Genomic DNA, 22,766 nt, shown 5'->3' with positions numbered 1-22,766 from the left:
AATTATACATACCGAAAGGGCCATACCGCCAGCCACGTACTTAGAACGCCACCTGCAGGCGGGTATTGAAGGTGGTGCCCTCGTCCCTGCCCTGCCCACTGCCGCTGCGGTTGCGGGTCTGCCAGCGGATCGCCTCGAACATCACGCGGCTGTAGTCGTTCAGGTACCAGTTCGTTCCCAGCGTCCAGGCGTGGCCGGTGCCGCCGGTGGGCAGCTCGGCGTAGTCCACGTCCTCATACCGCGCCTTCAGCTCCCAGGCGCCGGCACCGCCGTCGGTCACCGGGTCGGCCACCTTCACCTTGCCCCAGGTGCCCGCCTTGCCGGAGTAAGCCGGCACCGCGCCCGCCAGGAACCAGCCGGCCGAAACCGCCCAGGCCTGGTGGTCCAGGTCGTAACGGCCGCTGGCGTCGACCCCGCGCAGGTTGCGCGTGCCCCACTCGCCGGTGGCCCACGCCGGGCCGAAGAATCCGGCCGCTTCCAGGCCATGGGCCGTGCTGCGCTCGGCGCCCACCAAGGTGCCCGGGGCGATCTTCACCAGATCGTTGAAGTGCCCGGCGATGGCCGAGCTGCGCAGCACGCCGCTGGCGCCGGCGGCGATCTCCTCATGGAACGCCCAGGCCCCCAGGTGAACGGTAGCGGCCTTGCTGGCCACCGGGTTCCAGTGCACGCGGGTCGCCCAGGTCTGGCTGTCGTTGTCGTTGCCGGCGTTGTTCAAGTCGTTGCCCGCCACCGACAGGCTGGCGTGCCAGCCCTTGCCGTACACGCGCTCGGTCAGGCCAACGCCGAACAGGCCGCGCTGCGGCAGCATCAGCGTGCCGACCACGTTGCGGTCCGGGAACGGCGTGTTGGAGGTGCTGCTGGAGCCGTCGATGCCGCGGTCGTTCAGGCGGTTGCCCACGGTCAGGTCGGCCGGCAAGCCGAACAGGCGGTGATCGACGGTGGCATAGACCGATTTCCAGGCCACCGCGTTGTCGGCGAAGTCGCCCTCCACCGCCCAGCCGAGGATGCCGTAGCGGCCCTCGGCCCCCAGGCGTACCGAGCGGATCTCGGTACCGGAGATGTTGCGGTCGGCCACCGACGAGCCGTCGGTAGTGGAGCCATCGACGAACAGGCGGCCGCGCGGGCGGAAGGCCACCTTGCCATCGGCGCTGCTGAATTCCGGAGCGCCCTTGGCCCACGACACCTTGGGCGACTTGGACTGGCTCGACTCCAGCGCGGCCACCCGGGTTTCCAGCGCAGGTGCCGCTGCCGCGACCGGGGCTGCAGCGGCACCCTGGCCGCCTTCGACCGCGCGCAGGCGGGCTTCAAGATGCTGGATCTGCAGCGCCTGCTGCTGCACCAGCGCCGAAAGCTCGACCTGGCTCAACGGAGCCGGGGCGGACTGCGCCCCCGCATGGCCGCTGGCCAACAGCAGGCCGAGCGCAACCGACAGCGCTGCGCGGGGCAGCACGGTGTGCTTGTTCATGGGTTCTCTCTCCGGCCAGCCGGCCCCCTGGCCTGGCGCTGGCCTGTTGCGGTGGTGCGGGGGAAGATCGGGGGAGGCAGCGCGCGCCGCCGGATCAGCCCGGCGGCACGGCATGCGGGCTCAGCGCAGCGCGGTCAGCTGGTGGCCTGTGCCTGGGCGTTGGGACGCCAGGTGATCAGCTTGTTCTCGACCACGTCGAGCAGCGCATCGATGACCAGCACGAAGGCGGCCAGGATGATGATGCCGGCAAACACACCCACGGCATTGAAGTTGCCCTCGGCCTGCGCGATCAGGTAGCCCAGGCCCGCCGACGCACCCAGGTATTCGCCGATGATGGCGCCGACCACGGCAAAGCCCACCGAGGTACGCAGCGAGGACAGGATCCAGCTGGCGGCCGCGGGGAAGTACACATGGCGCAGCAGGTCACTGCGGCCCGCACCGAGGATGCGCGCATTGGCCAGTACCACCGGGTTCACTTCGCGCACGCCCTGCATGGCGTTGAAGAACGTGGTGAAGAACACCAGGGTCACCGCCAGGGCCACCTTCGACCACAGGCCCAGGCCCAGCCAGAGCACGAAGATCGGTGCCAGCACCACGCGCGGGATCGCATTGAAGCCCTTGATGAAGGGATCGAGGATGCGCGCCGAGCGGCGGCTGAGGCCGAGCCAGACACCGCCGGCCACGCCCAGGCCGGTACCGATCAGGTAGCCCAGCGCGGTCTCGGTCAGAGTGATGTAGACGTGCTGGTAGAACGAGGTATCAGACAACCAGGTCCAGGCCTGCTGCATGATCGCCGTCGGCGAGGGGAAGAAAAACGGATCGATCACGCCCAGCGCGATGCCGCCTTCCCAGCCCCCGAACACAGCGATGACCAGGGCCAGCTGGATGAATTTGTCAGTCTTGGCGTGCATAACTCTTCTCCACTTCGCCGCGCAGGCAGGCCCAGATGTCGCGGTACAGGTCGGTAAAACGTTCGTCCAGCTTGATTTCGGCAACATTGCGCGGCCGTTCCAGATCCACGTCGAAGCTGCGCACGACGCGGCTGGCCGGACCGGAGGACAGCACCACCACGCGGTCACCCAGGGCGATGGCTTCTTCAAGATCGTGCGTGATCAGAATCACCGAGCGGCGATCCTCCTGCCACAGGCGCAGCAGCTCGTTCTGCATCAGGTGGCGGGTGTGGATGTCCAGCGCCGAAAACGGCTCGTCCATCAGGATCACCTTCGGCTCGACAATCAGCGCCTGCGCCATCTGCACGCGCTTGCGCTGGCCACCGGACAGCTGGTGCGGGTAACGGTGCTCGAAGCCGGTCAGGCCGACCTTGACCAGCCACGCATTGGCCTTGGTCTTGCGCTCTGCCTCGGGCACGCCACGGAAGCGCAGGCCCAGTTCGACGTTCTGGTAGGCGGTCTTCCACGGCAGCAGTGCGTCCTGCTGGAACAGGTAGCCGACCGACTCCTGCACGCCGCTGACCGTGCGGCCGTCGATGGCTACGTCACCTGACGAGGGCTTCAGCAGCCCCGCCACGGAATTGAGGATGGTGCTCTTGCCGCAACCGGTGGGGCCGACGATGGCAAGGAACTCGCCGTCGCCTACCTGGATGTCGACATCACGCACGGCGGTGAATTCGCCGAAGGACATGGTCACCTTGTTGATGGCAACCATGGTCTGTGCAGGCTCCAGCTGCGGCGCGCCGTTGAGCTGGCGCACGGTGGCGTTGAGGGCCATGGGGTTACCTCCGCTTACGGTTGGGCAGCCGGCGTCGCAGCGTGGGCACGCTCGACGAAGGCATTGGTGTAGGTCTTGGACAGGTCGATGTCAGCGTTGGCGACATCCTTGTTGAACTCGCGCAGCACCTTCAGCGGCGTCTCCAGATCGGCCGCGGTGAAGTGGCCGTCGGTGGTGAAGATCGCGCGGGCGTTCTCCACGGCACGCGCATAGGTGGCGCGGTCGCCGGAGACGTAGCTGTCCGGCAGTGCGGCGACGATGTCCTCGGCACTGTTGTCGGCGATGAACTTCAGGGCCATCTGCTCGGCACGGGCGATCTTCTCGGCCGCTTCCGGGCGCTGCTCCAGGAAGCTGCGGTTGGCATACATCACCGAGGTCGGGTACAGGCCGCCGTAGACCTGGCGTGCGCCCTCGTCACTGCGTGCATCGATGATGATCTTCCCGACCTTGCGCTCGGTGATCAGGGTGGCGGCCGGGTCGTAGTTCACCAGCAGGTCGATCTTGCCCTGCTCCAGTGCAGCCACGGCAGCCGCACCCGAACCGACACCGATCAGCGAGATGCTGTCCACCGGAATGTCATGCTGGGCCAGGAAGTGGCGAACGAAGAAATCGGACGAGGAGCCCGGCGCGGTGATGCCGACCTTCTGGCCCTTGATCGTGTCCGGGCGTGCCGGGTCGAAGGTCGCGTCGTCGCGGCCGGCCATCACCAGGCCGGAGTTGCGCGACAGCAGCACAAAGCCCACCACGTCCTTGCGCTTGGCCTGCATCTGGATGGTGTGGTCATAGAAGCCCACGGCCACGTCGGTGGAATTGGCCACCAGCGCCTGCAGCACCTTCGAACCGCCCTGGGCGAAGTTTTCGGTCTTCACCTCCAGGCCGACGTCCTTGAAGTAGCCCTTGGAATCGGCAATGAAGAACGGCAGGTTGTTGAGGTTGTAGGACCCCACGCTGATCCGCACCGGCGTGGTGTCGGCGCTGCCGGCGGCCGTGCCCTGCGCATCGGCCCCATGCTTGCTGCACCCGGCCATGGCCAGGCCAGCCGCGCACAGCGCGGCCATGAACATCTGCTTGTACATCATCCCTCCCAGGAGTGAAGCATCTACGTTGTGGTGGTCGGCCACGCGCGGCTGCGCGGGCCCGACCGGTTTCAGGTCATGCCGCTGAAGTCCATTGGCGGGCTTGGGTGGAACAGGTCTCGGTGGTTGCGGGCGAGGTCGCGAACACGCGGCCTTCGAACAGGCGGCGGGCGGTACGGACCACGCTGGCAACCACCGGCGCATCGTCCGAGCTTCGGCTCAGGCCCACGTCCAGGGCCCCGCTCGGATGTTCGAGGGTAATGCTGCCGGGCAGGCCCAAGCATCCGACAAAAGTGTTGGCCAGCGTGCCCGGGGTGACGGCCGCCGTCGCCAGGCCAACCCCTCCGGTGATCGCAAGCGCGGTGTGGCACTGGTGGGGCATGAAATAGCGCACCTGCAGGTGGCCGCCGTGCTGCGGTGCAGAAAGCAGCACCGGCTTGGGGATCACCTTGTTGCCAGCATCGGCGATGCCCATGCGGGCGCCGGCCTCGATGCGCAGCGCTTCAAGACGGGCGAGGAAGCCCGCATCCGCATTCAGTTCGGCCGGCGAGGCATCGCCGCGCACACCCATGTCCTCGGCGCGCACCAGCATCATCGGCATCGCACAGTCGACCAGGCTCACCACCACGCCGTCGATGGTTTCCTGGGCATGCCCGCTGGGCAGCAGCTTGCCGGTACGGGCGCCGGCCGCATCCAGGAAGGACAGCCGCACCGGCGATGCCGAGCCGGGCGCACCGGCAATCCGCGTATCACCCCGGTAGACCACCTCACCGCCCGGTGTTTCCACCGTGGCCACGATCAGCTTGCCGGTATTGACGTTGAAGATGCGTACCCGGGTCTGCGGGTCTTGCGCCTGCACCAGCCCGCGCTCGATGGCGTAGGGCCCGACGGCGGCCAGCATGTTGCCGCAGTTCGGCGAGGTGTCGACCACCTGCTGCTCCACCCGCACCTGGGCGAACAGATACTCCACGTCCGCGTCGGCGCGGCTGGACCGGTCGATGATCGCCACCTTGCTGGTCAGGGCGTTGCCCCCGCCAATGCCGTCGATCTGCAGCGGGTGGCCCGAGCCCATGACTTCCAGCAGCAGGCGGTCGCGCTGGGCGCTGTCCGCCGGCAGGTCCGATGCCAGGAAGAAGGGGCCTTTGGAGGTACCACCGCGCATGAGGACGCAGGGAATGCTGAGCAGATCGTTGGACATACGTGTGCTAGATTGATGCGTGCAGGGGATGAATACCCCCTCTGTGATTCGATACTGGCATGACCCCGATTGATCTGTGAATTGCTGATTTTTTGATGATTGATACCCAATGAGCATCAATTGCGAGATTCTGGACCTTCGCGCCTTCCTCCTCGTTGCCGAGACACGCAGCTTCCACCGCGCCGCTGAAAGCCTGCACGTGTCGCAGCCAGCACTCAGCCGCCGCATCCAGAAGCTGGAACAGGCCGTGGGCTCACCGCTGCTGGAACGCACCACGCGCAGCGTCAGCACCACCGCCGTCGGCGAGAACCTGCTGCCATTGGTGCGGCGCATGCTGGAGGAATTCGACGGCTCGCTGTTCTCATTGCGCGGCCGCGAGGACACCCGTGGCGCCACGGTGACCATCGCCTGCCTGCCGACGGCCGCGTTCTACTTCCTGCCCAGCGTGATGGCACGCTTCCACGAAGCGCATCCCCACGTGCGCTTCCGCATCCTGGACATTCCGGCCACCGAAGGGCTGCAGGCGGTGGAACGCGGCGAAGTGGAATTCGGCATCAACTTCATGGGTGCCAACGACCCCAACCTGGATTTCGACGTGCTGGCCGAAGACCCCTTCGTGCTCGCCTGCCGCCGCGACCATCCCCTGGCCCGCAAACGCAAGGTCGAATGGGCGGACCTGGCCCAGCACCAGCTGATCACCGTGCACCGTACCAGCGGCAACCGCACCCTGCTCGATGGCGCCCTGGCGCGCGAGAACCTGAAACTGAGCTGGCACTACGAAGTCACCCACCTGTCCACGTCACTGGGCATGGTCGAAGCGGGCATCGGTGTGTCGGTGCTGCCGAAGATGGCCACCCCCGATGGCGACCACCCGATCCTGGTGACCCGCCCGATCGGCAACCCGGTCGTCTCGCGCACCATCGGCATCGTGCGTCGCCGCGGCGCCCTGCTCTCGCCCACCGCCGAGCGTTTCCTGCAGATGCTGATGAGCCAGTGGCGCGGCAAACCGTGACATCGGCACTACATACAGCCCTGTAACCTTGCGTCCTGCGCCAAGAGCGTTCCGGCCCCTCCCTGCTCGGCCATACTGGCGGGGATCCGGCGGCCGCAACGCCACCGGCAAACGCAAGCAGGCCTGCCACGGTGGGCCAGTGCAAGCCATCCGCAAGAGGAGTCATCCCGAATGAGCGATTCGTTCTCCACCCGCAGCCAGCTGGACGTCGGCGGCAAGACCTACGACTACTTCAGCCTTCCCACGCTCGGCAAGCGCTTCGACATCTCCCACCTGCCCTACTCGATGAAGATCCTGCTGGAGAACCTGCTCCGGCACGAGGACGGCGGCGCCACCGTCGGACCCGACCACATCGAAGCGGTGGCGCGTTGGCAGCCCAGCGCCGAGCCGGATACCGAAATCGCCTTCATGCCCGCGCGCGTGGTCCTGCAGGACTTCACCGGCGTGCCCTGCGTGGTCGACCTGGCCGCGATGCGCGATGCGGTGGTCAAGCTGGGCGGCAAGCCCGAGCAGATCAACCCGCAGATCCCCTCCGAACTGGTCATCGACCACTCAGTGCAGGTCGATGTGTTCGGCAAGCCCGACGCGCTGGACCTCAACGGCAAGATCGAATTCCAGCGCAACCAGGAACGCTATGGCTTCCTGCGCTGGGGCCAGAAGGCCTTCGACAACTTCAAGGTGGTGCCGCCCAACACCGGCATCGTCCACCAGGTAAACCTGGAAAACCTGGCCCGCGTGGTGATGACCGCGGACAAGGATGGCCGCGCCGTGGCCTACCCCGATACCGTGTTCGGTACCGACAGCCACACCACGATGATCAACGGCATCGGCGTGCTCGGCTGGGGCGTGGGCGGCATTGAGGCGGAGGCAGCCATGCTCGGCCAGCCATCCTCGATGCTGATTCCGCAGGTCGTCGGCTTCAAGCTGACCGGCAAGCTGCCCGAGGGCGCCACCGCCACCGACCTGGTCCTGACCGTCACCCAGATGCTGCGCAAGCTCGGCGTGGTCGGCAAGTTCGTCGAATTCTACGGCGATGGCCTGCAGCACCTGCCGCTGGCCGACCGCGCCACCATCGGCAACATGGCCCCGGAATACGGCGCCACCTGCGGCATCTTCCCGATCGACAACGAATCGCTGACCTACCTGCGCCTGTCCGGCCGCAGCGAAGAGCAGATCGCACTGGTTGAAGCCTATGCCAAGGCGCAGGGCCTGTGGCACGACGCCAACAGCCCGCATGCGCAGTACAGCACCACGCTGGAACTGGACATGGGCACGGTCAAGCCCTCCCTGGCCGGCCCCAAGCGCCCGCAGGATCGCGTGCTGCTGGAAGACGTGCAGAAAAACTACCGCGACGCCCTGGTCGGCATGACTGCCAACCGTGACAAGCGCAGCGAGGATGTCTCCACCTTCGTCAATGAAGGCGGTGGCGCCGCAGTGGGCAACGAGCAGCTGGCCAAGGGCTACGCCGACATCGAGATGGACGGCAGGAAGGTGAGGCTGAAGGATGGCGCGGTGGTCATCGCCGCCATCACCTCGTGCACCAACACCTCCAACCCGGCGGTGATGATCGGCGCCGGCCTGCTCGCCCGCAACGCGGCCGCCAAGGGCCTGGACCGCAAGCCGTGGGTCAAGACCTCGCTCGGCCCAGGCTCGCGCGTGGTCACCGACTATCTTGAAAAGGCCGGCGTTCTCACCGAGCTGGAGAAGATCGGCTTCTACGTGGTCGGCTATGGCTGCACCACCTGCATCGGCAATTCCGGCCCGCTGCCGACCGAAGTCAGTGCCGGCATCGCCAGTGGCGACCTGGTGGTGACTTCGGTGCTGTCGGGCAACCGCAACTTCGAGGGCCGCGTGCACCCCGAAGTGAAGATGAACTACCTGGCCAGCCCGCCGCTGGTGGTGGCCTACGCCATCGCCGGCACCACCGACATCGACCTGACCACCGAACCGCTGGGTACCGGCAGCGATGGCCAGCCGGTATACCTCCGCGACATCTGGCCGAGCAACAAGGAAATCGGCGACGTCATCGCCTCGACCGTCGGCCCGGAAATGTTCAAGCAGAACTACGCCGAAGTGTTCAAGGGTGACAGCCGCTGGAACACCATCGCCTCGCCGGACGGCAACCTGTACGAGTGGAGCGACGCCTCCACCTATATCAAGAACCCGCCGTACTTCGATGGCATGACCATGCAGACCGGCAGCATCGACGACGTGCACGGCGCACGCGTGATGGGCCTGTTCGGCGATTCGATCACCACCGACCACATCTCCCCGGCCGGCAACATCAAGAAGGATTCGCCGGCGGGCCGCTTCCTGCAGGAACGCGGCGTGCAGCAGGCCGACTTCAACAGCTACGGCAGCCGCCGCGGCAACGATGACGTCATGGTCCGCGGCACCTTCGCCAACATCCGCATCAAGAACCTGATGTTCGGAGGCGAGGAAGGCGGCAACACCCTGTACTACCCGGCCAACGGTGGCCAGCCGGAAAAGCTGGCGATCTACGACGCGGCCATGAAGTACAAGGCCGACAACGTGCCGCTGGTGGTGCTGGCCGGCAAGGAATACGGCACCGGCTCGTCGCGCGACTGGGCCGCCAAGGGCACCCTGCTGCTGGGCGTGAAGGCGGTCGTGGCCGAGAGCTTCGAGCGCATCCACCGCTCCAACCTGGTCGGCATGGGCGTACTGCCGCTGCAGTTCCGGAACGGTGAGAACGCGCAGTCGCTGGGCCTGGACGGCTCGGAGACGATCGACATCACCGGTCTGGACGACGGCGCCAGCAAGCGCGCCACGGTGACCGCGACCAAGGCCGATGGCACGAAGAAGACCTTCGAGGTGTCGGTGATGCTGCTGACCCCGAAGGAAGTCGAGTACTTCCGCCACGGCGGCCTGCTGCAGTACGTGCTGCGCCAGCTGGCAAGCAGATAACGCCCCGGCTGTTGTAGAGCCGAGCCCATGCTCGGCTGCGGTTGGCGACCTGCCAGCATCAGCCGAGCGCAGGCTCGGCTCTACGGCCCTCCATGCAATATTCATATTTTTCCCGATTCATGCAATTCGCATGAAACAGGCGTAAGGTGGGCCCATACCCCCGCTGGAGCTTCGCCATGCTTCACCTCCCCGTCCGCTTCGACCCGATCAACGAGCTGACCCACACCACCGCCTCGTCGGTGAAGGAGCACTGGCGCAAGGTCATGCAGGAGGTCCGCGACCAGCGCATGGTGGTGGTCACCAACCACAACGAGCCGCAGGCGGTCATCGTCTCCATCGAGCAGTACCGCGCCCTGCAGGCACGCGTGGAGGCACTGGAATCCTCGCTGGAGGAACTGCGCGGGCAGGCTCCGGGCCTGGCCGAACTGCGTGCCGGCTTCGACCAGCGCCTGGCCGTGCTGCAGCAGGCCCAGGCCGGTGACACCGCGCGCGCCCTGCTGCGCCGCCCGGCCCGCCTGAAGGGTCAGGTCAAGGCCGGCACGGGGCACTGATGTCGCGACCGTTCCTGTATGTCCTTGCCGGCGTCAATGGCGCCGGCAAGAGTTCGGTGGGCGGCCACGTACTGCGCGAGGCCGGGCTGGACTGGTTCAACCCGGATACCTTCGCCCGCGGGCTGCGCGAGCTGTCGGGCCTGTCGCAGGCCGAAGCCAATGCCCAGGCCTGGCAGGAAGGCGTCAACCGCATACGCGATGCCCTCGACCAGGGCCGCAACCACGCCTTCGAGACCACCCTGGGCGGCAATTCCATCGCCGCCCTGCTGCATGAAGCCAGCCACAGCCACGATGTCCTGATGTGGTTCTGCGGGCTGTCCAGCCCCGAGCAGCACATCGCGCGGGTGCAGGCGCGGGTGCGCAGTGGTGGGCATCCGATCAACGAGGCCGATATCCGCAGGCGCTGGCCGCTGGCCCAGCAGAACCTGGTGCGGCTGATGCCGGTGCTGGCCCAGCTGCAGGTCTACGACAACAGCGCCGACGCCGCCCCCGGCGAGGCCGTGCCCGACCCACAGCTGCTGCTGCAGATGGAAGATGGCCAGTTGCTGTACCCCGAGCCCGACGACCTCGCCCAGCTGGCGGCCACGCCCGCCTGGGCCACCCCACTGCTGGAAGCCGCCCTCCGCCTGTAACTGAAGGGGTCGGATCCCGGGGTGGGATCCCTTTCCGCAGGAAAGGGCTCTGACCCTGACCCCCACCCATACACCCCCTTCACTTTTTTTTGATTGAACGTTCAATCAACGAACGCGATACTGTCCACCTCGGGCCAACGCCCATGCCCCAGGTGAGACTGTGCCGAAGAAAGGCATCGAACCGATCCGCCGCGAGCAGCTGATCCAGGCCACCTTCCAGGTAATCCACGACATTGGCCTGGCCGACGCCACCGTGGCGACCATCGCACGCCAGGCCGGCCTGTCCACCGGCATCGTCGCCCACTACTTCGGCGACAAGGCCGGCCTGCTCAGTGCCGCGATGCGGCAGATCCTCAACGAACTGAAAGACGCCTTCGCCCAGTACCGCGCCAAGGCCGATGCCGACCCGCGGGCCCAATTGCGAGCGCTGGTCGATGGCAACTTCGACCAGACCCAGACCAGCGGCCCGGCCATGCGCGTCTGGCTGACCTTCTGGGCGGCGAGCATGCACCAGCCGGAACTGGCCCGCCTGCAGCGCATCAACGACCAGCGGCTGTATTCCAACCTGGCCCATCAGTTCCACCGCGCGCTGCCGGCCGAACGCGCCCGCGACGCCGCCCGTGGCCTGGCCGCAATGATCGACGGCCTGTGGCTGCGCGGCAGCCTGGTCGGCGGCCCGTTCGATACCGCCGCCGCCCGCGCACTGGCCTACGCCTACATCGACTTCCAGCTGCAGCCCGAGGGCGTATAAGCAGCCTCAAGCCCTTCCCCTTTTTTTGTTTCCAGGAGTGCCCCCATGACCGCCCTGCCCGTCCAACAGCTCTACATCCACGGCCAACGCGTCGATGCCACCAGCGGCAAGACCTTCCAGTCCATCAACCCGGCCAATGGCCAGGTCCTGGCCGAGGTGCAGATCGCCAGCAAGGCCGACGTCGAGCGCGCGGTCCAGAGCGCGGCCGAAGGCCAGAAGGTCTGGGCGGCGATGACCGCGATGGAGCGCTCGCGCATCCTGCGCCGCGCGGTCGACCTCCTGCGCGAACGCAATGATGCGCTGGCCCAGCTGGAAACCCTGGACACCGGCAAGGCGCTGGCCGAGACCACCACGGTGGACATCGTCACCGGCGCCGACGTGCTGGAGTACTACGCCGGCCTGGCCACGGCCATCGAGGGCATCCAGCTGCCGCTGCGTGAGTCGAGCTTCTTCTATACCCGCCGCGAACCGCTGGGCGTGGTCGCCGGCATCGGTGCCTGGAACTACCCGATCCAGATCGCACTGTGGAAGTCGGCGCCCGCGCTGGCCGCCGGCAACGCCATGGTGTTCAAACCCTCCGAAGTGACCCCGCTGACCGCGCTGAAGCTGGCCGAGATCTACAGCGAAGCCGGGGTGCCGGACGGCGTGTTCAACGTCGTGCAGGGCCCGGGCGGCGAGATCGGCAACTGGCTCACCGAGAACCCGGTGATCGAGAAGATCTCCTTCACCGGCGGCGTGGCCACCGGCAAGAAGGTGATGGCCGCCGCCGCATCGTCGTCCTTGAAGGAAGTGACCATGGAGCTGGGCGGCAAGTCGCCGCTGGTCATCTGCGATGACGCAGACCTCGACCGCGCCGCCGACATCGCGGTGATGGCCAACTTCTTCAGCTCCGGCCAGGTCTGCACCAACGGCACCCGCGTCTTCGTGCCGCGCAGCATGCTGGCCGCGTTCGAGGCCGCGGTGGTGGAGCGGGTCAAGCGCATCCGCATCGGCGATCCGCAGGCCGCCGAGACCAACTTCGGGCCGATGGTCAGCTTCCCGCACATGCAGAACGTGCTGCGCTACATCGACAGCGGCAAGACCGAAGGCGCGCGCCTGCTCACCGGCGGAGGCCGTGCCAAGGAAAGCGCGCTGGCCGATGGCGCCTACGTGCTGCCCACCGTGTTCTCCGACTGCCGCGATGACATGACCATCGTCCGCGAAGAGATCTTCGGGCCGGTCATGAGCATCCTCGCCTACGACGACGAAGACGAAGCCGTGCGCCGCGCCAACGACACCACGTTCGGCCTCGCCGCCGGCGTGGTCAGCCGTGACATCAGCCGCGCCCACCGCATCATCCACCGCCTCGAAGCCGGCATCTGCTGGATCAACACCTGGGGCGAATCGCCTGCGGAAATGCCGGTCGGAGGCTACAAGCAGTCCGGCGTCGGCCGCGAGAACGGCCTGTCCACGCTGGGCCACTACACCCGCATCAAGTCGGTGCAGGTTGAACTGGGCGACTACGCCAGCGTGTTCTGATCAGCGTGTTCTGATCAGCGCGCCCAGAGCCAGCCGCCCGGCGCGAACGCCGGATCGACATTCCGCCGGGAGAGCTGCGCAACGCGCATCCCGGCCAACAGGAGAACAATCATGAGTACCCCCAACGAGTACGACTACATCATCATCGGCGCCGGTTCGGCCGGCAACGTGCTGGCCACCCGCCTCACCGAGGATGCCGATGTCAGCGTGCTGCTGCTGGAAGCCGGTGGACCGGACTACCGCCTCGACTTCCGCACCCAGATGCCGGCTGCACTGGCCTACCCGCTGCAGGGCAAGCGCTACAACTGGGCGTACAAGACCGACCCGGAGCCTTTCATGAACAACCGCCGCATGGATTGCGGGCGCGGCAAGGGCCTGGGCGGTTCCTCGCTGATCAACGGCATGTGCTACATCCGCGGCAATGCCATGGATTACGACAACTGGGCCAGCATGCCGGGCCTGGAGGACTGGACCTACCTGGACTGCCTGCCGTACTTCCGCAAGGCCGAGACCCGCGACATCGGCGCCAACGACTACCACGGTGGCGACGGCCCGCTGCGGGTGACCACGCCCAAGGCAGGCAACAACGAACTGTTCGCCGCGATGGTCGAAGCCGGCGTGCAGGCCGGCTACCCGCGCACCGATGACCTCAACGGCTACCAGCAGGAAGGCTTCGGTCCGATGGACCGCACGGTCACACCCAAAGGCCGTCGCTCCAGCACCGCCCGCGGTTACCTGGACCTGGCCAGGCCGCGCCCGAACCTGACCATCGTCACCCACGCCCTCACCGACCGCATTCTGTTCTCGGGCAAGCGTGCGGTGGGCGTGCAGTGGCTGCACAACGACCAGCCGCAGCGCGCAACCGCCCGCCGCGAAGTGCTGCTGTGTGGCGGCGCCATCGCCTCGCCGCAGATCCTGCAGCGCTCCGGCGTCGGCCCGGCCGATCTGCTGCGAAGCCTGGACATCGATGTGGTGCACCACCTGCCCGGTGTCGGCGCCAACCTGCAGGATCACCTGGAGATGTACCTGCAGTACGAATGCAAGAAGCCGGTGTCGCTGGCCCCGGCACTGAAGCTGCACAACCAGCCGGCCATCGGCGCCGAATGGCTGTTCCTGGGCACCGGCATCGGCGCCAGCAACCAGTTCGAGGCCGGTGGCTTCATCCGCAGCGACGAGGCCTTCGACTGGCCCAACCTGCAGTACCACTTCCTGCCGGTGGCCATCAATTACAACGGCTCCAACCCGATCAAGGCGCACAGCTTCCAGATGCACGTCGGCTCGATGCGGTCACCCAGCCGCGGCCGCGTCCAGGTCGTGTCCAAGGATCCGCGCGTGCACCCCAGCATCCTGTTCAACTACATGTCGCACGAGCAGGACTGGCGCGAGTTCCGCGCCGCCATCCGCATCACCCGCGAGATCTTCGCGCAGCCGGCGCTGGCGCCGTACAGCGGCCGCGAGATCTCGCCCGGCCGCGAGCTGCAGACCGATGCGCAGATCGATGGCTTCGTGCGCGAACACGCCGAGACCGCCTACCACCCCTCGTGCACCAACAAGATGGGCCACGCCGATGACCCGATGGCGGTGGTCGATGGCCAGGGCCGCGTGCACGGGCTGGACGGCCTGCGCATCGTCGATGCCTCGATCATGCCGCAGGTGGTCACCGGCAACCTCAACGCGCCGACCATCATGATTGCCGAGAAGCTGGCCGACGTGATCCGCGGCCGCACACCGCTGGCCCGCAGCACCGCGCCCTACTACAAGGCCAACGGTGCCCCGGCGCGCAGCCGCGGCTGACGCATAAAACCCGCCGGGCACGGCCCGCCGCTACCGGTTTCCGCACCCTGATCGGTAGCGCCGGGCCATGCCCGGCGGCATCTGACGTATCCGACCAACCCGCGCCGCAAGGCCCCCTTCGCGTTTTCCCTACGGAACGGTATGCTGGCCGCAGCGGTTTCGGCGGATACTGTCCGCGCCGCGCCCATCAAAAACGATTCCTGGAGGGGGAATATGAGTCTGGATCGTCCCTGGCTGCAGAGCTATCCGAAAGGCGTTCCCGCCGAGATCGACATCAACGAGTTCCATTCGGTAGCTTCGGTCTTCGACGCTTCCGTCGCGAAATTCCGCGACCGTCCCGCCTACTCCAGTTTCGGCAAGGTCCTCACCTACGGCGAAACCGACGCCCTTGTCGAGCAGTTCGCCGCCTACCTGCTGGGTGAGCTCAAGCTCAAGAAGGGTGACCGCGTCGCCCTGATGATGCCCAACTGCCTGCAGTACCCGATCGCCACTTTCGGCGTGCTGCGCGCCGGCCTGACCGTGGTCAACGTCAACCCGCTGTACACTGCGCGCGAGCTGAAGCACCAGCTGGTCGATGCCGGCGTCAGCGCGCTGGTGGTGGTCGACAACTTCGGCGACACCGTCCAGCAGGTCATCGCCGACACCCCGGTCAAGCACGTCGTCACCACCGGTCTGGGCGACCTGCTCGGGCTGAAGGGCACGATCGTCAACTTCGTGCTCAAGTACGTCAAGAAGATGGTGCCCAACTACCATCTGAAGGGCGCGGTGCGCTTCCGCCAGGCACTCAAGCTCGGCAGCCGCCACACCCTGCCCAAGGTCGAGATCGACCACGACGACGTCGCCTTCCTGCAGTACACCGGTGGCACCACCGGCGTGGCCAAGGGCGCGATGCTGACCAACCGCAACCTGATCGCCAACATGCAGCAGGCCTCGGCCTGGATCGGCGCATCGGGCATCGAGCCGGGCAAGGAGTGGATCATCACCGCCCTGCCGCTGTACCACATCTTCGCGTTGACGGCGAACGGACTGGTCTTCATGAAGTTCGGTGGCTGCAACCACCTGATCACCAATCCGCGTGACATGAAGGGCTTCGTCAAGGAGCTCAAGTCGGTGCGCTTCACCGCCATCACCGGCGTCAACACCCTGTTCAACGGCCTGCTCAACACCCCCGGCTTCGACACGGTCGACTTCTCCTCGCTGAAGGTGACCCTGGGCGGCGGCATGGCCGTGCAGCGTGCGGTGGCCGAGCGCTGGAAGAAGGTGACCGGGGTGACCCTGGTCGAGGCCTACGGCTTGACCGAGACCTCGCCGGCGGCCTGCATCAACCCGCTGGACCTGAAGGAATACAACGGCGCCATCGGCCTGCCGATCCCGTCCACCGATGCCTGCATCAAGGACGACAACGGCAACACGCTGGCCATGGGCGAAGTGGGCGAGCTTTGCATCCGTGGCCCGCAGGTGATGAAGGGCTACTGGCAGCGCCCCGACGAAACCGCCACCGCCATCGATGCCGACCAGTGGCTGCACACCGGCGACATGGCGAAGATGGACGAGCAGGGTTTCTTCTACATCGTCGACCGCAAGAAGGACATGATCCTGGTGTCCGGCTTCAACGTATACCCGAACGAAGTCGAGGACGTCATCGCGATGATGCCGGGCGTGCTGGAAGTGGCCGCTGTCGGCGTGCCGGACGAGAAGTCCGGTGAAGTGGTGAAGGTGGTCATCGTGAGGAAGGACCCGAACCTGACCGCTGAAATGGTCAAAGACCATGCGCGCGCCAACCTCACCGGCTACAAGCACCCCAGAATCGTAGAATTCCGAAAAGAACTGCCGAAGACCAACGTGGGCAAGATCCTCCGACGCGAGCTTCGCGATACGCCCGCCACGTAAGGCTTTCGGCGAATTTGAATACCTTCAGGGCCCGGGTTGGAAACAGCCCGGGCCTTTTCGCGTGCGCGGCGCCGCGCCCGGTGTAGCATCGCCGCGTGTGTGGACCGTTCGGCCCGCCGGCCACCACTTCTCTCTGCGGGCCGCATGCCGAGGACCCTTCCATGAGCACCATTGAAAAGCTGTCTGCCAGCGGTTCGCCGTTCGCCACCATCCGTACCGAAGACAACGACGACGACTCCGCCCACTGGTTGTTCATGCACGCCGACGCGGCCACCGGCATCCGTCCCTGCTGCCGGAAGGACATGCTGGACGAGATGTGGAGCTACATGAGCGCCATCACCCGTGGACCGGCCCAGCGCCATAGCGGTCGGCTGCGCCATTTCGTGCTGGCCTCCGATGCGGCTGCCTACAACCTGGGCGGCGACCTGGACTTGTTCACCCGCCTGATCCGCGAAGGCAATCGCGACCTGCTGCTGACCTATGCGCAGCGCTGCGTGGAAGGCGTGCACCATCTGCACACCGGCTTCGGCGGTGACGTGCGTTCGATTGCGCTGATCCAGGGCGATGCACTGGGTGGCGGCCTGGAAATGGCCCTGGCCTGCCACACCATTGTGGCCGAGGAAGGCTGCGGCATGGGCCTGCCCGAAGTGCTGTTCGGCCTGTTCCCGGGCATGGGCGCGTACTCGTTCCTGTGCCGCCGGGTGTCGCCGCAGCTGGCCGAGAAGATCATCCTCGACGGCCGCATCTATTCGTCCGAGGAAATGCACGCCCTGGGCGTGGTCGACGTGCTGGTGAAGAAGGGGGAAGGCCGCGCCGCCGTCGATGACATGATCCGCCACCAGCAGCGCTTGCCGCAGTCGTACCTGGCGATGAACGCGGCGCGCAACCTGGCGCAGTCGGTCAGCTACGACGAGCTGCTGGAAATCACCAAGGTCTGGGTCGACTCCGCTCTGGCCCTGGGTGACCGTTCGCTGCGCACGATGGATCGCCTGATCAAGGCACAGACCCGTCGCGCCGGCCTCGACGCCGCCTGATTGCTCTGCTCTCCCTCTGGGTTCAAGCCCGGCTGGCCCCCGGGCTTTTTTTCGTGGCTACCGTTCCATGTCGTCGGCCGCGCCGCGTGCCTTGCGCTCGGCGCGTGCATCCAGGGCCTGCCGTCCTTCCTTGATCGCGCCCTGCAGCACGGCCAGGCGCGGGCGCCATTCGGCCTTGAGCTGCCAGTCGGCCATCCGCATCAGTTCACCGGCGCGGTTGGCGGCACGCACCAGGCCCAGGTTGCCGGCCACGCCCTTGATCGCGTGGGATTGTTCGCGGAATGCACCCCAGCGGCCTGCCTCGCCATCGATCTCGGCCTTGCGCAGGCAGTTCCCGGCGTCCTCCAGGCACTGGCGGATGAACTCACGCTCGAAACCGTCGCCCATGCCCAGCGAGGCCAGCTCATCCAGCACGCCGGTGTCGAGCACGCCATCGAGGTTGGTGGCGGTGCGCACGATCGGCGGCGCCGACGCCTTCAGCTGGGCGTTGTTGGCGATCTCGGCCAGCGTATCGAGCAGGCGCACGGCCACGACGGGCTTGGCCAGGAATGCATGCGCGGCGGCCTGGGTGCAGCGCTGGATCGCTTCGGGGGTGACATCGGCACTGAGCACCAACACCGGCGTGCGCGGGCCACCGCCGGACTGCATCACGCGTAGTTCCTTCAACATGTCCAGGCCGCTCATGCCCGGCATGTGCAGGTCGACGATGGCGGCGTCGAATTCGCTCTCGGCCAGCGCATCGAGCACGGCCTCGCCGCCATCGACGCACATCACCTTGTGCCCGGCCTTCTGCAGCAGGCGCTGCAGCACCATGCGGTTGGCCTCGTGGTCGTCGGCCACCAGAATCTGCATGCTGCGCACGCGGGCGCGGTGGCGCAGGAACGGGTCGGTGAAGGCGATGACGTTGCCGCCTGGGCCGACTTCCTCGCCGACGGCCACACTGGGGACCGCGCCCGGCACCACCGGCTCCGGCGGCGCGAACGGCAGCTCCACCCAGAAGTGGCTGCCCTGCGGCGGGCTGTCCAGGTAACCGATCTCACCGTGCATGGCCTCAACCAGGCCCTTGGCGATGGTCGTGCCAAGGCCGGTGCCTTCGTGGCGACGAGCCATGCTGACGTCAGCCTGCTCGAAGGCTTCGAACAGCCGCGGCCGCATGGCCACCGGCACGCCGATACCGGTATCGATGATGTCGAAGCGCAGGCGCACCGAGCCATTGGTGTCCGCGTGGACGAGGCCCACGCGCACTTCCACCTTGCCGTGGTCGGTGAACTTCACCGCGTTGCCGGCCAGGTTGAGCAGGATCTGCCGCAGGTGGCCGACGTCGCCGCGCAGCGTGGCGGGCACGTTCGCGGCCACCTTGACCTTGTACTCCAGGTGCTTGGCCTTGGCCTGCGGCAGCAGGATCAGGCCGATGGCCTGGACCACGTCGGCCAGCACGAAATCCTCGGCCACCACGCGCAGCTTGCCCGCTTCGATCGCGGAGATGTCCAGCACCTCCTCGACCAGCGCCAGCAGGCTGCGGGAAGAAGCCTGGATGGTGTTCAGGCACTCACGTTGCTCATCGTCCAGGCGAGTCGTCGCCAATACTTCTGTCATGCCATTCAATCCATTGAGTGGGGTTCGGAATTCGTGGCTCATGTTGGCCAGGAAGCGACTCTTAGCTTCACTGGCACGCCGCGCCTCGGCCATGGCCTTGGTCAACTGCTTGAGCAGGGTCGAGAAATACAACGGTACCGCAGCCAGGCCCAGCCAGAGCCCGATCGCCAGTCGCAGGTTCTGCTCCCAGTAAGGTGTCAGCAGCACGGTGCTGCCGAAGCTGACCATCGCCATCGCCACGGCGACGTAGAGGTAGTTGTTGCCGAAGCGCATGCCGTTGCCGACGGTCACCCACATCACCACGATGTAGACCCACGACAGCGGTTCGCCCATCTGCACCATGCCCGCGGCGATCAGGCCGTAGTCGGCCAGCATGCCGAGCACGCGGCGTGGATCGGAGCGCCCCGGCTTCCACAGCAGCCAGCCGAACAGCAGCAGCGACAGCGACAGGCCGGTCAGGACGATGGCCAGCACGCCCACGTACTGGTCGTGCGGCAGGTCGTGGCGCGGCGCCGGCAGCAGCACGTAGGCCAGGATGAAGCTGATCAGGACGATGCGGACGATCTGCTGCCCGTGTTCGCTGTCGTGGCGCTGGGACAACCGCAGGCGGATCCGCGACAGCAGGGATGTCACGCGCCCATCCCCGGCCGCGCCGAGGCGGTGGAATGCTCGGCGCAGATCTGTTCCAGCTGCTCGCGGCCCCGCAGCAGCGCATCCACGCAGCGCGGGTCGAACAGGCGGCCGCGCTGGGCGTACAGGTACGCCAGGGTCGCTTCCATCGTCCATGCTTCCTTGTACGGGCGCGGCGAGATCAGCGCATCGAAGACATCGGCAACGGCGACGATGCGCGCTTCCAGCGGAATCGCGTCACCGACCAGGCCATCGGGATAGCCGCTGCCGTCATAGCGTTCGTGGTGGCGCAGGGCAATCAGCGCGCCGACCTGGATGAAGCGGTTCTGGCTGCCACTGAGCAGCTCGTGGCCGATGCGCGGATGCCGGCGCATGATCGCCAGCTCCTCGTCATTGAGCTTGCCCGGCTTGAGCAGGACCGCATCGGGAATGGCGATCTTGCCCATGTCATGCAGCGGGGCGGCCATCTCGATCAGCTTGACCTCCTCTTCGGGCAGGCCCAGCTGCTCGGCGATCAGACCGGCCACGCGCGCCATGCGCTCGAGGTAGGCACTGGTGCCGGCATCACGGAACTCGATGGCGCGCGCCAGCCGCGAAAGGGTCTCGCGTTCACGCTCTTCTACCTCGTGCATGCTGGCCAGCAGCCGCTGTTCCAGCGACAGCGCACGTTGCTTCACGTTCTCGGCCTGCTGGCGCAGCTGCAGCAGGTTGTAGCAGCGCGCACGCAGTTCGCGCGGCCGGATCGGCTTGACCAGGAAATCGATCACGCCCGCTTCCAGCGCGGCCTGCCGGATCGGCTCGTCGCCGACCACGGTGATCAGGATCACCGGGATGTCGCGGTGCTTGGGCAGCCGGCGGAAACGGCGGGCGAACTCCAGCCCGTCCATCTCCGGCATGCGGTAATCCAGCAGCAGCAGATCGACCGGGTACGACTCGCACCACGCAAGCGCGGTGAGCGGATCACCGAAGTCGTGTACGCTCAATTCGGGCGCGATGTCTTCAATGACATGGCGCAGCATCGTCCTTGCGGACGTCTGGTCGTCGACGATGACGATGTTCAAGGCGTTCTCTGCCTGCCTTCTCGACCACGCTGGAAGATCAGCCAGCGAGGATACCCCGCCGCTGTGCACACTGGCACCCTGCATCGGTACGACTCCCGTCACGAGCTCCCCCGGTTCATGATCGTCGTCACAATGTGAAGCGGGTTCTCCACATCGCACCCTCCCCGACCCCATCAAGCCATAGCGGGTGTCAAGGCCGTGCCACAACCATACGCCGAGTGCGGATCGCGTCAATGGCGCCGCCCGGATCCGGGACGGCGCGCACAGTCGGGAGCGGAACTGCGTCTTACTGCTCGGGACGCATGTAGGGGAACAGCAGGACGTCGCGGATCGAGCTGCTGCCGGTCAGCAGCATCACCAGGCGGTCCACGCCGATGCCCAGGCCGCCGGTCGGCGCCATGCCGTACTCCAGCGCACGGATGTAATCGGCGTCGTAATGCATGGCCTCGTCGTCGCCGCCTTCCTTCGCGGCCACCTGGGCCTGGAAGCGCTGCGCCTGGTCTTCCGGGTCGTTCAGCTCGGAGAAGCCGTTGGCCAGTTCCTTGCCGTTGACGAATAGTTCGAAGCGGTCGGTGTAGCCCGGATCGTTGTCGTTGGCACGGGCCAGCGGCGAGACCTCCACCGGGTGGTCGGTGATGAAGGTCGGCTGGATCAAGGTGTGCTCGACGGTCGCCTCGAAGATCTCCAGCAGCAGCTTGCCCCAGCCGTAGGACGGCTTGACGCGGATCTTCAGGCGCTCGCAATGGCGCAGCAGCGCCTCGCGGTCGGTGCAGTCGGCGGCCGAGATTTCCGGGTTGTGGTGACGCACCGCCTCGTCCATGCGCCAGCGGCGGAAGGCCGGGCCCAGGTCGATCTTCGCGCCGTCCCACTCCACTTCGGTGCCACCGTTGACGGTGGTGGCCACGTCACGGATCACGCCTTCGGTCAGGTCCATGATCTCGTTGTACGTGGCATAGGCCTCGTACAGCTCCATCATGGTGAATTCCGGGTTGTGGCGGGTGCTGACGCCTTCGTTACGGAAGTTGCGGTTGATCTCGTAGACGCGCTCCAGGCCACCCACGGTCAGGCGCTTGAGGTACAGCTCCGGCGCCACGCGCAGGTACAGATCCAGGTCCAGCGCGTTGTGGTGGGTGGTGAACGGCTTGGCCGCCGCGCCGCCGGGGATGTAATGCATCATCGGCGTCTCGACTTCGAGGAAGTCGCGGTTGTCCAGCCACGCACGCATGGCGCGGATGATCTTGGAGCGCTTGATGAAGACCGCGCGCGATTCCGGGGTCACGATCAGGTCGACGTACCGCTGGCGGTAGCGCTGCTCGACGTCGGCCAGGCCGTGCCACTTGTCCGGCAGCGGCCGCAGCGACTTGGTCAGCAGGCGGATCGATTCGGCCTTGACCGACAGCTCGCCGGTCTTGGTACGGGTCAGGGCGCCTTCGACGGCGATGATGTCGCCCACGTCCCAGCCCTTGAAGGCGGTGTAGGCATCGCCCAGGGCACCGCCCTGCAGGAACAGCTGGATGCGGCCGGATTCATCCTGGATCTGGGCGAAGCTGGCCTTGCCCATGATGCGCTTGGCCATCAGGCGGCCAGCCATCTTCACCTGGCGGCCGTTGGCTTCCAGGGCTTCGGCGGTCCAGATTCCGGCATCGGCGAAGTCGGCCTGCAACTGCCCGGCAAAGTCCTCGCGACGGAAGTCGTTCGGGTACGCGATGCCCTGCCCACGCAGCGCTTTGAGTTTCTCACGGCGCTCGGCGATCAACTTGTTTTCGTCGACGGGGGGGGTATCGGTAGCTTCGCTCATGGATCTGCGGGAATCGTGTAGTGGGAGGGGGTACAGCGCCGGGCGCAGCCGGTTGGACAGCATATCAAAACTGCCCTCCCCGGGCCCCGCCGGAGCCGGTAGCGCCG

General features: G+C 66.6%; 17 protein-coding genes. 9 read left to right on the top strand and 8 right to left on the bottom strand.

Going from position 1 to position 22,766, the window contains the following annotated elements; translation table 11 throughout:
• Window positions 1-40 precede the first annotated feature (40 nt).
• The 5 genes from DCO49_RS08290 to DCO49_RS08270 all read right to left on the bottom strand — a co-directional run bounded on the left by DCO49_RS08290 (window position 41) and on the right by DCO49_RS08270 (window position 5,467).
• Complete coding sequence (locus DCO49_RS08290; RefSeq protein ID WP_116863631.1) at window positions 41-1,465, bottom strand: porin; 1,425 nt, start codon at window positions 1,463-1,465, stop codon at window positions 41-43.
• A 134-nt stretch (window positions 1,466-1,599) separates the two neighbouring features.
• Window positions 1,600-2,376, bottom strand: a complete 777-nt coding sequence (locus DCO49_RS08285; RefSeq protein WP_116863630.1) for an ABC transporter permease — start codon at window positions 2,374-2,376, stop codon at window positions 1,600-1,602.
• Entirely contained in the window at window positions 2,360-3,193 is an 834-nt protein-coding gene (locus DCO49_RS08280; protein ID WP_116863629.1) for an ABC transporter ATP-binding protein, read from the bottom strand. The genes DCO49_RS08285 and DCO49_RS08280 overlap by 17 nt, the downstream gene beginning before the upstream one ends.
• A gap of 14 nt (window positions 3,194-3,207) precedes the next feature.
• Entirely contained in the window at window positions 3,208-4,269 is a 1,062-nt protein-coding gene (locus DCO49_RS08275; RefSeq protein WP_116863647.1) for an ABC transporter substrate-binding protein, read from the bottom strand.
• Window positions 4,270-4,345: 76 nt separating this feature from the next.
• Window positions 4,346-5,467 (bottom strand): 4-oxalomesaconate tautomerase, encoded by a 1,122-nt coding sequence (locus DCO49_RS08270; protein ID WP_116863628.1) that lies wholly within the window; start codon window positions 5,465-5,467, stop codon window positions 4,346-4,348.
• A 109-nt stretch (window positions 5,468-5,576) separates the two neighbouring features.
• On the opposite strand from DCO49_RS08270, the gene DCO49_RS08265 reads away from it, so the two are divergent.
• The 9 genes from DCO49_RS08265 to DCO49_RS08225 all read left to right on the top strand — a co-directional run bounded on the left by DCO49_RS08265 (window position 5,577) and on the right by DCO49_RS08225 (window position 17,574).
• Window positions 5,577-6,479 (top strand): LysR family transcriptional regulator, encoded by a 903-nt coding sequence (locus DCO49_RS08265; RefSeq protein ID WP_116863627.1) that lies wholly within the window; start codon window positions 5,577-5,579, stop codon window positions 6,477-6,479.
• Window positions 6,480-6,650: 171 nt separating this feature from the next.
• Window positions 6,651-9,404 (top strand): aconitate hydratase AcnA, encoded by a 2,754-nt coding sequence (gene acnA, locus DCO49_RS08260; protein ID WP_116863626.1) that lies wholly within the window; start codon window positions 6,651-6,653, stop codon window positions 9,402-9,404.
• Window positions 9,405-9,580: 176 nt separating this feature from the next.
• Window positions 9,581-9,955, top strand: coding sequence for a type II toxin-antitoxin system Phd/YefM family antitoxin (locus DCO49_RS08255; RefSeq protein ID WP_116863625.1), 375 nt, complete (start codon window positions 9,581-9,583; stop codon window positions 9,953-9,955).
• Window positions 9,955-10,587 carry an AAA family ATPase gene (locus DCO49_RS08250; protein ID WP_116863624.1) on the top strand — a complete coding sequence of 211 codons (633 nt, stop codon included), beginning with the start codon at window positions 9,955-9,957 and terminating at the stop codon, window positions 10,585-10,587. Before DCO49_RS08255 ends, DCO49_RS08250 begins: the two co-directional genes overlap by 1 nt.
• A 160-nt stretch (window positions 10,588-10,747) precedes the next feature.
• Window positions 10,748-11,338, top strand: a complete 591-nt coding sequence (gene betI / locus DCO49_RS08245) for a transcriptional regulator BetI (protein WP_116863623.1) — start codon at window positions 10,748-10,750, stop codon at window positions 11,336-11,338.
• Between the two features lie 45 nt (window positions 11,339-11,383).
• Complete coding sequence (gene betB, locus DCO49_RS08240) at window positions 11,384-12,856, top strand: betaine-aldehyde dehydrogenase (protein WP_116863622.1); 1,473 nt, start codon at window positions 11,384-11,386, stop codon at window positions 12,854-12,856.
• 111 nt (window positions 12,857-12,967) lie between these two features.
• A complete protein-coding gene (gene betA, locus DCO49_RS08235) occupies window positions 12,968-14,650 on the top strand; it encodes a choline dehydrogenase (protein WP_116863621.1) in 1,683 nt (560 codons plus the stop codon).
• Between the two features lie 213 nt (window positions 14,651-14,863).
• A complete protein-coding gene (locus DCO49_RS08230; protein ID WP_116863620.1) occupies window positions 14,864-16,540 on the top strand; it encodes a long-chain fatty acid--CoA ligase in 1,677 nt (558 codons plus the stop codon).
• Window positions 16,541-16,701: 161 nt separating this feature from the next.
• Window positions 16,702-17,574, top strand: a complete 873-nt coding sequence (locus DCO49_RS08225) for a crotonase/enoyl-CoA hydratase family protein (protein ID WP_108768755.1) — start codon at window positions 16,702-16,704, stop codon at window positions 17,572-17,574.
• Between the two features lie 57 nt (window positions 17,575-17,631).
• On the opposite strand, the gene DCO49_RS08220 is transcribed toward DCO49_RS08225, so the two are convergent.
• From DCO49_RS08220 to lysS, 3 genes are all read right to left on the bottom strand, one after another.
• Entirely contained in the window at window positions 17,632-19,803 is a 2,172-nt protein-coding gene (locus tag DCO49_RS08220) for an ATP-binding protein (protein WP_116863619.1), read from the bottom strand.
• Entirely contained in the window at window positions 19,800-20,945 is a 1,146-nt protein-coding gene (locus tag DCO49_RS08215; RefSeq protein WP_116863618.1) for a two-component system response regulator, read from the bottom strand. The genes DCO49_RS08220 and DCO49_RS08215 overlap by 4 nt, the downstream gene beginning before the upstream one ends.
• 202 nt (window positions 20,946-21,147) lie before the next feature.
• Window positions 21,148-22,659, bottom strand: a complete 1,512-nt coding sequence (lysS, locus tag DCO49_RS08210; protein ID WP_116863617.1) for a lysine--tRNA ligase — start codon at window positions 22,657-22,659, stop codon at window positions 21,148-21,150.
• Between the last annotated feature and the right edge of the window lie 107 nt (window positions 22,660-22,766).

Origin of the sequence: Stenotrophomonas sp. SPM (assembly GCF_003105135.1) — a bacterium.
Taxonomy (GTDB): domain Bacteria; phylum Pseudomonadota; class Gammaproteobacteria; order Xanthomonadales; family Xanthomonadaceae; genus Stenotrophomonas.
The sequence above is the reverse complement of the archived record's forward strand: the minus strand, read 5'-3'. Positions and strand labels throughout refer to the sequence as shown.

What these genes read in the sequence shown, in the direction of transcription:
- DCO49_RS08290 (WP_116863631.1), bottom strand. Translation starts at nt 1,465, where the DNA reads ATGAACAAGCACACCGTGCTGCCCCGCGCAGCGCTGTCGGTTGCGCTC.
- DCO49_RS08285 (WP_116863630.1), bottom strand. Translation starts at nt 2,376, where the DNA reads ATGCACGCCAAGACTGACAAATTCATCCAGCTGGCCCTGGTCATCGCT.
- DCO49_RS08280 (WP_116863629.1), bottom strand. Translation starts at nt 3,193, where the DNA reads ATGGCCCTCAACGCCACCGTGCGCCAGCTCAACGGCGCGCCGCAGCTG.
- DCO49_RS08275 (WP_116863647.1), bottom strand. Translation starts at nt 4,269, where the DNA reads ATGTACAAGCAGATGTTCATGGCCGCGCTGTGCGCGGCTGGCCTGGCC.
- DCO49_RS08270 (WP_116863628.1), bottom strand. Translation starts at nt 5,467, where the DNA reads ATGTCCAACGATCTGCTCAGCATTCCCTGCGTCCTCATGCGCGGTGGT.
- DCO49_RS08265 (WP_116863627.1), top strand. Translation starts at nt 5,577, where the DNA reads ATGAGCATCAATTGCGAGATTCTGGACCTTCGCGCCTTCCTCCTCGTT.
- acnA (WP_116863626.1), top strand. Translation starts at nt 6,651, where the DNA reads ATGAGCGATTCGTTCTCCACCCGCAGCCAGCTGGACGTCGGCGGCAAG.
- DCO49_RS08255 (WP_116863625.1), top strand. Translation starts at nt 9,581, where the DNA reads ATGCTTCACCTCCCCGTCCGCTTCGACCCGATCAACGAGCTGACCCAC.
- DCO49_RS08250 (WP_116863624.1), top strand. Translation starts at nt 9,955, where the DNA reads ATGTCGCGACCGTTCCTGTATGTCCTTGCCGGCGTCAATGGCGCCGGC.
- betB (WP_116863622.1), top strand. Translation starts at nt 11,384, where the DNA reads ATGACCGCCCTGCCCGTCCAACAGCTCTACATCCACGGCCAACGCGTC.
- betA (WP_116863621.1), top strand. Translation starts at nt 12,968, where the DNA reads ATGAGTACCCCCAACGAGTACGACTACATCATCATCGGCGCCGGTTCG.
- DCO49_RS08230 (WP_116863620.1), top strand. Translation starts at nt 14,864, where the DNA reads ATGAGTCTGGATCGTCCCTGGCTGCAGAGCTATCCGAAAGGCGTTCCC.
- DCO49_RS08225 (WP_108768755.1), top strand. Translation starts at nt 16,702, where the DNA reads ATGAGCACCATTGAAAAGCTGTCTGCCAGCGGTTCGCCGTTCGCCACC.
- DCO49_RS08215 (WP_116863618.1), bottom strand. Translation starts at nt 20,945, where the DNA reads ATGCAGGGTGCCAGTGTGCACAGCGGCGGGGTATCCTCGCTGGCTGAT.
- lysS (WP_116863617.1), bottom strand. Translation starts at nt 22,659, where the DNA reads ATGAGCGAAGCTACCGATACCCCCCCCGTCGACGAAAACAAGTTGATC.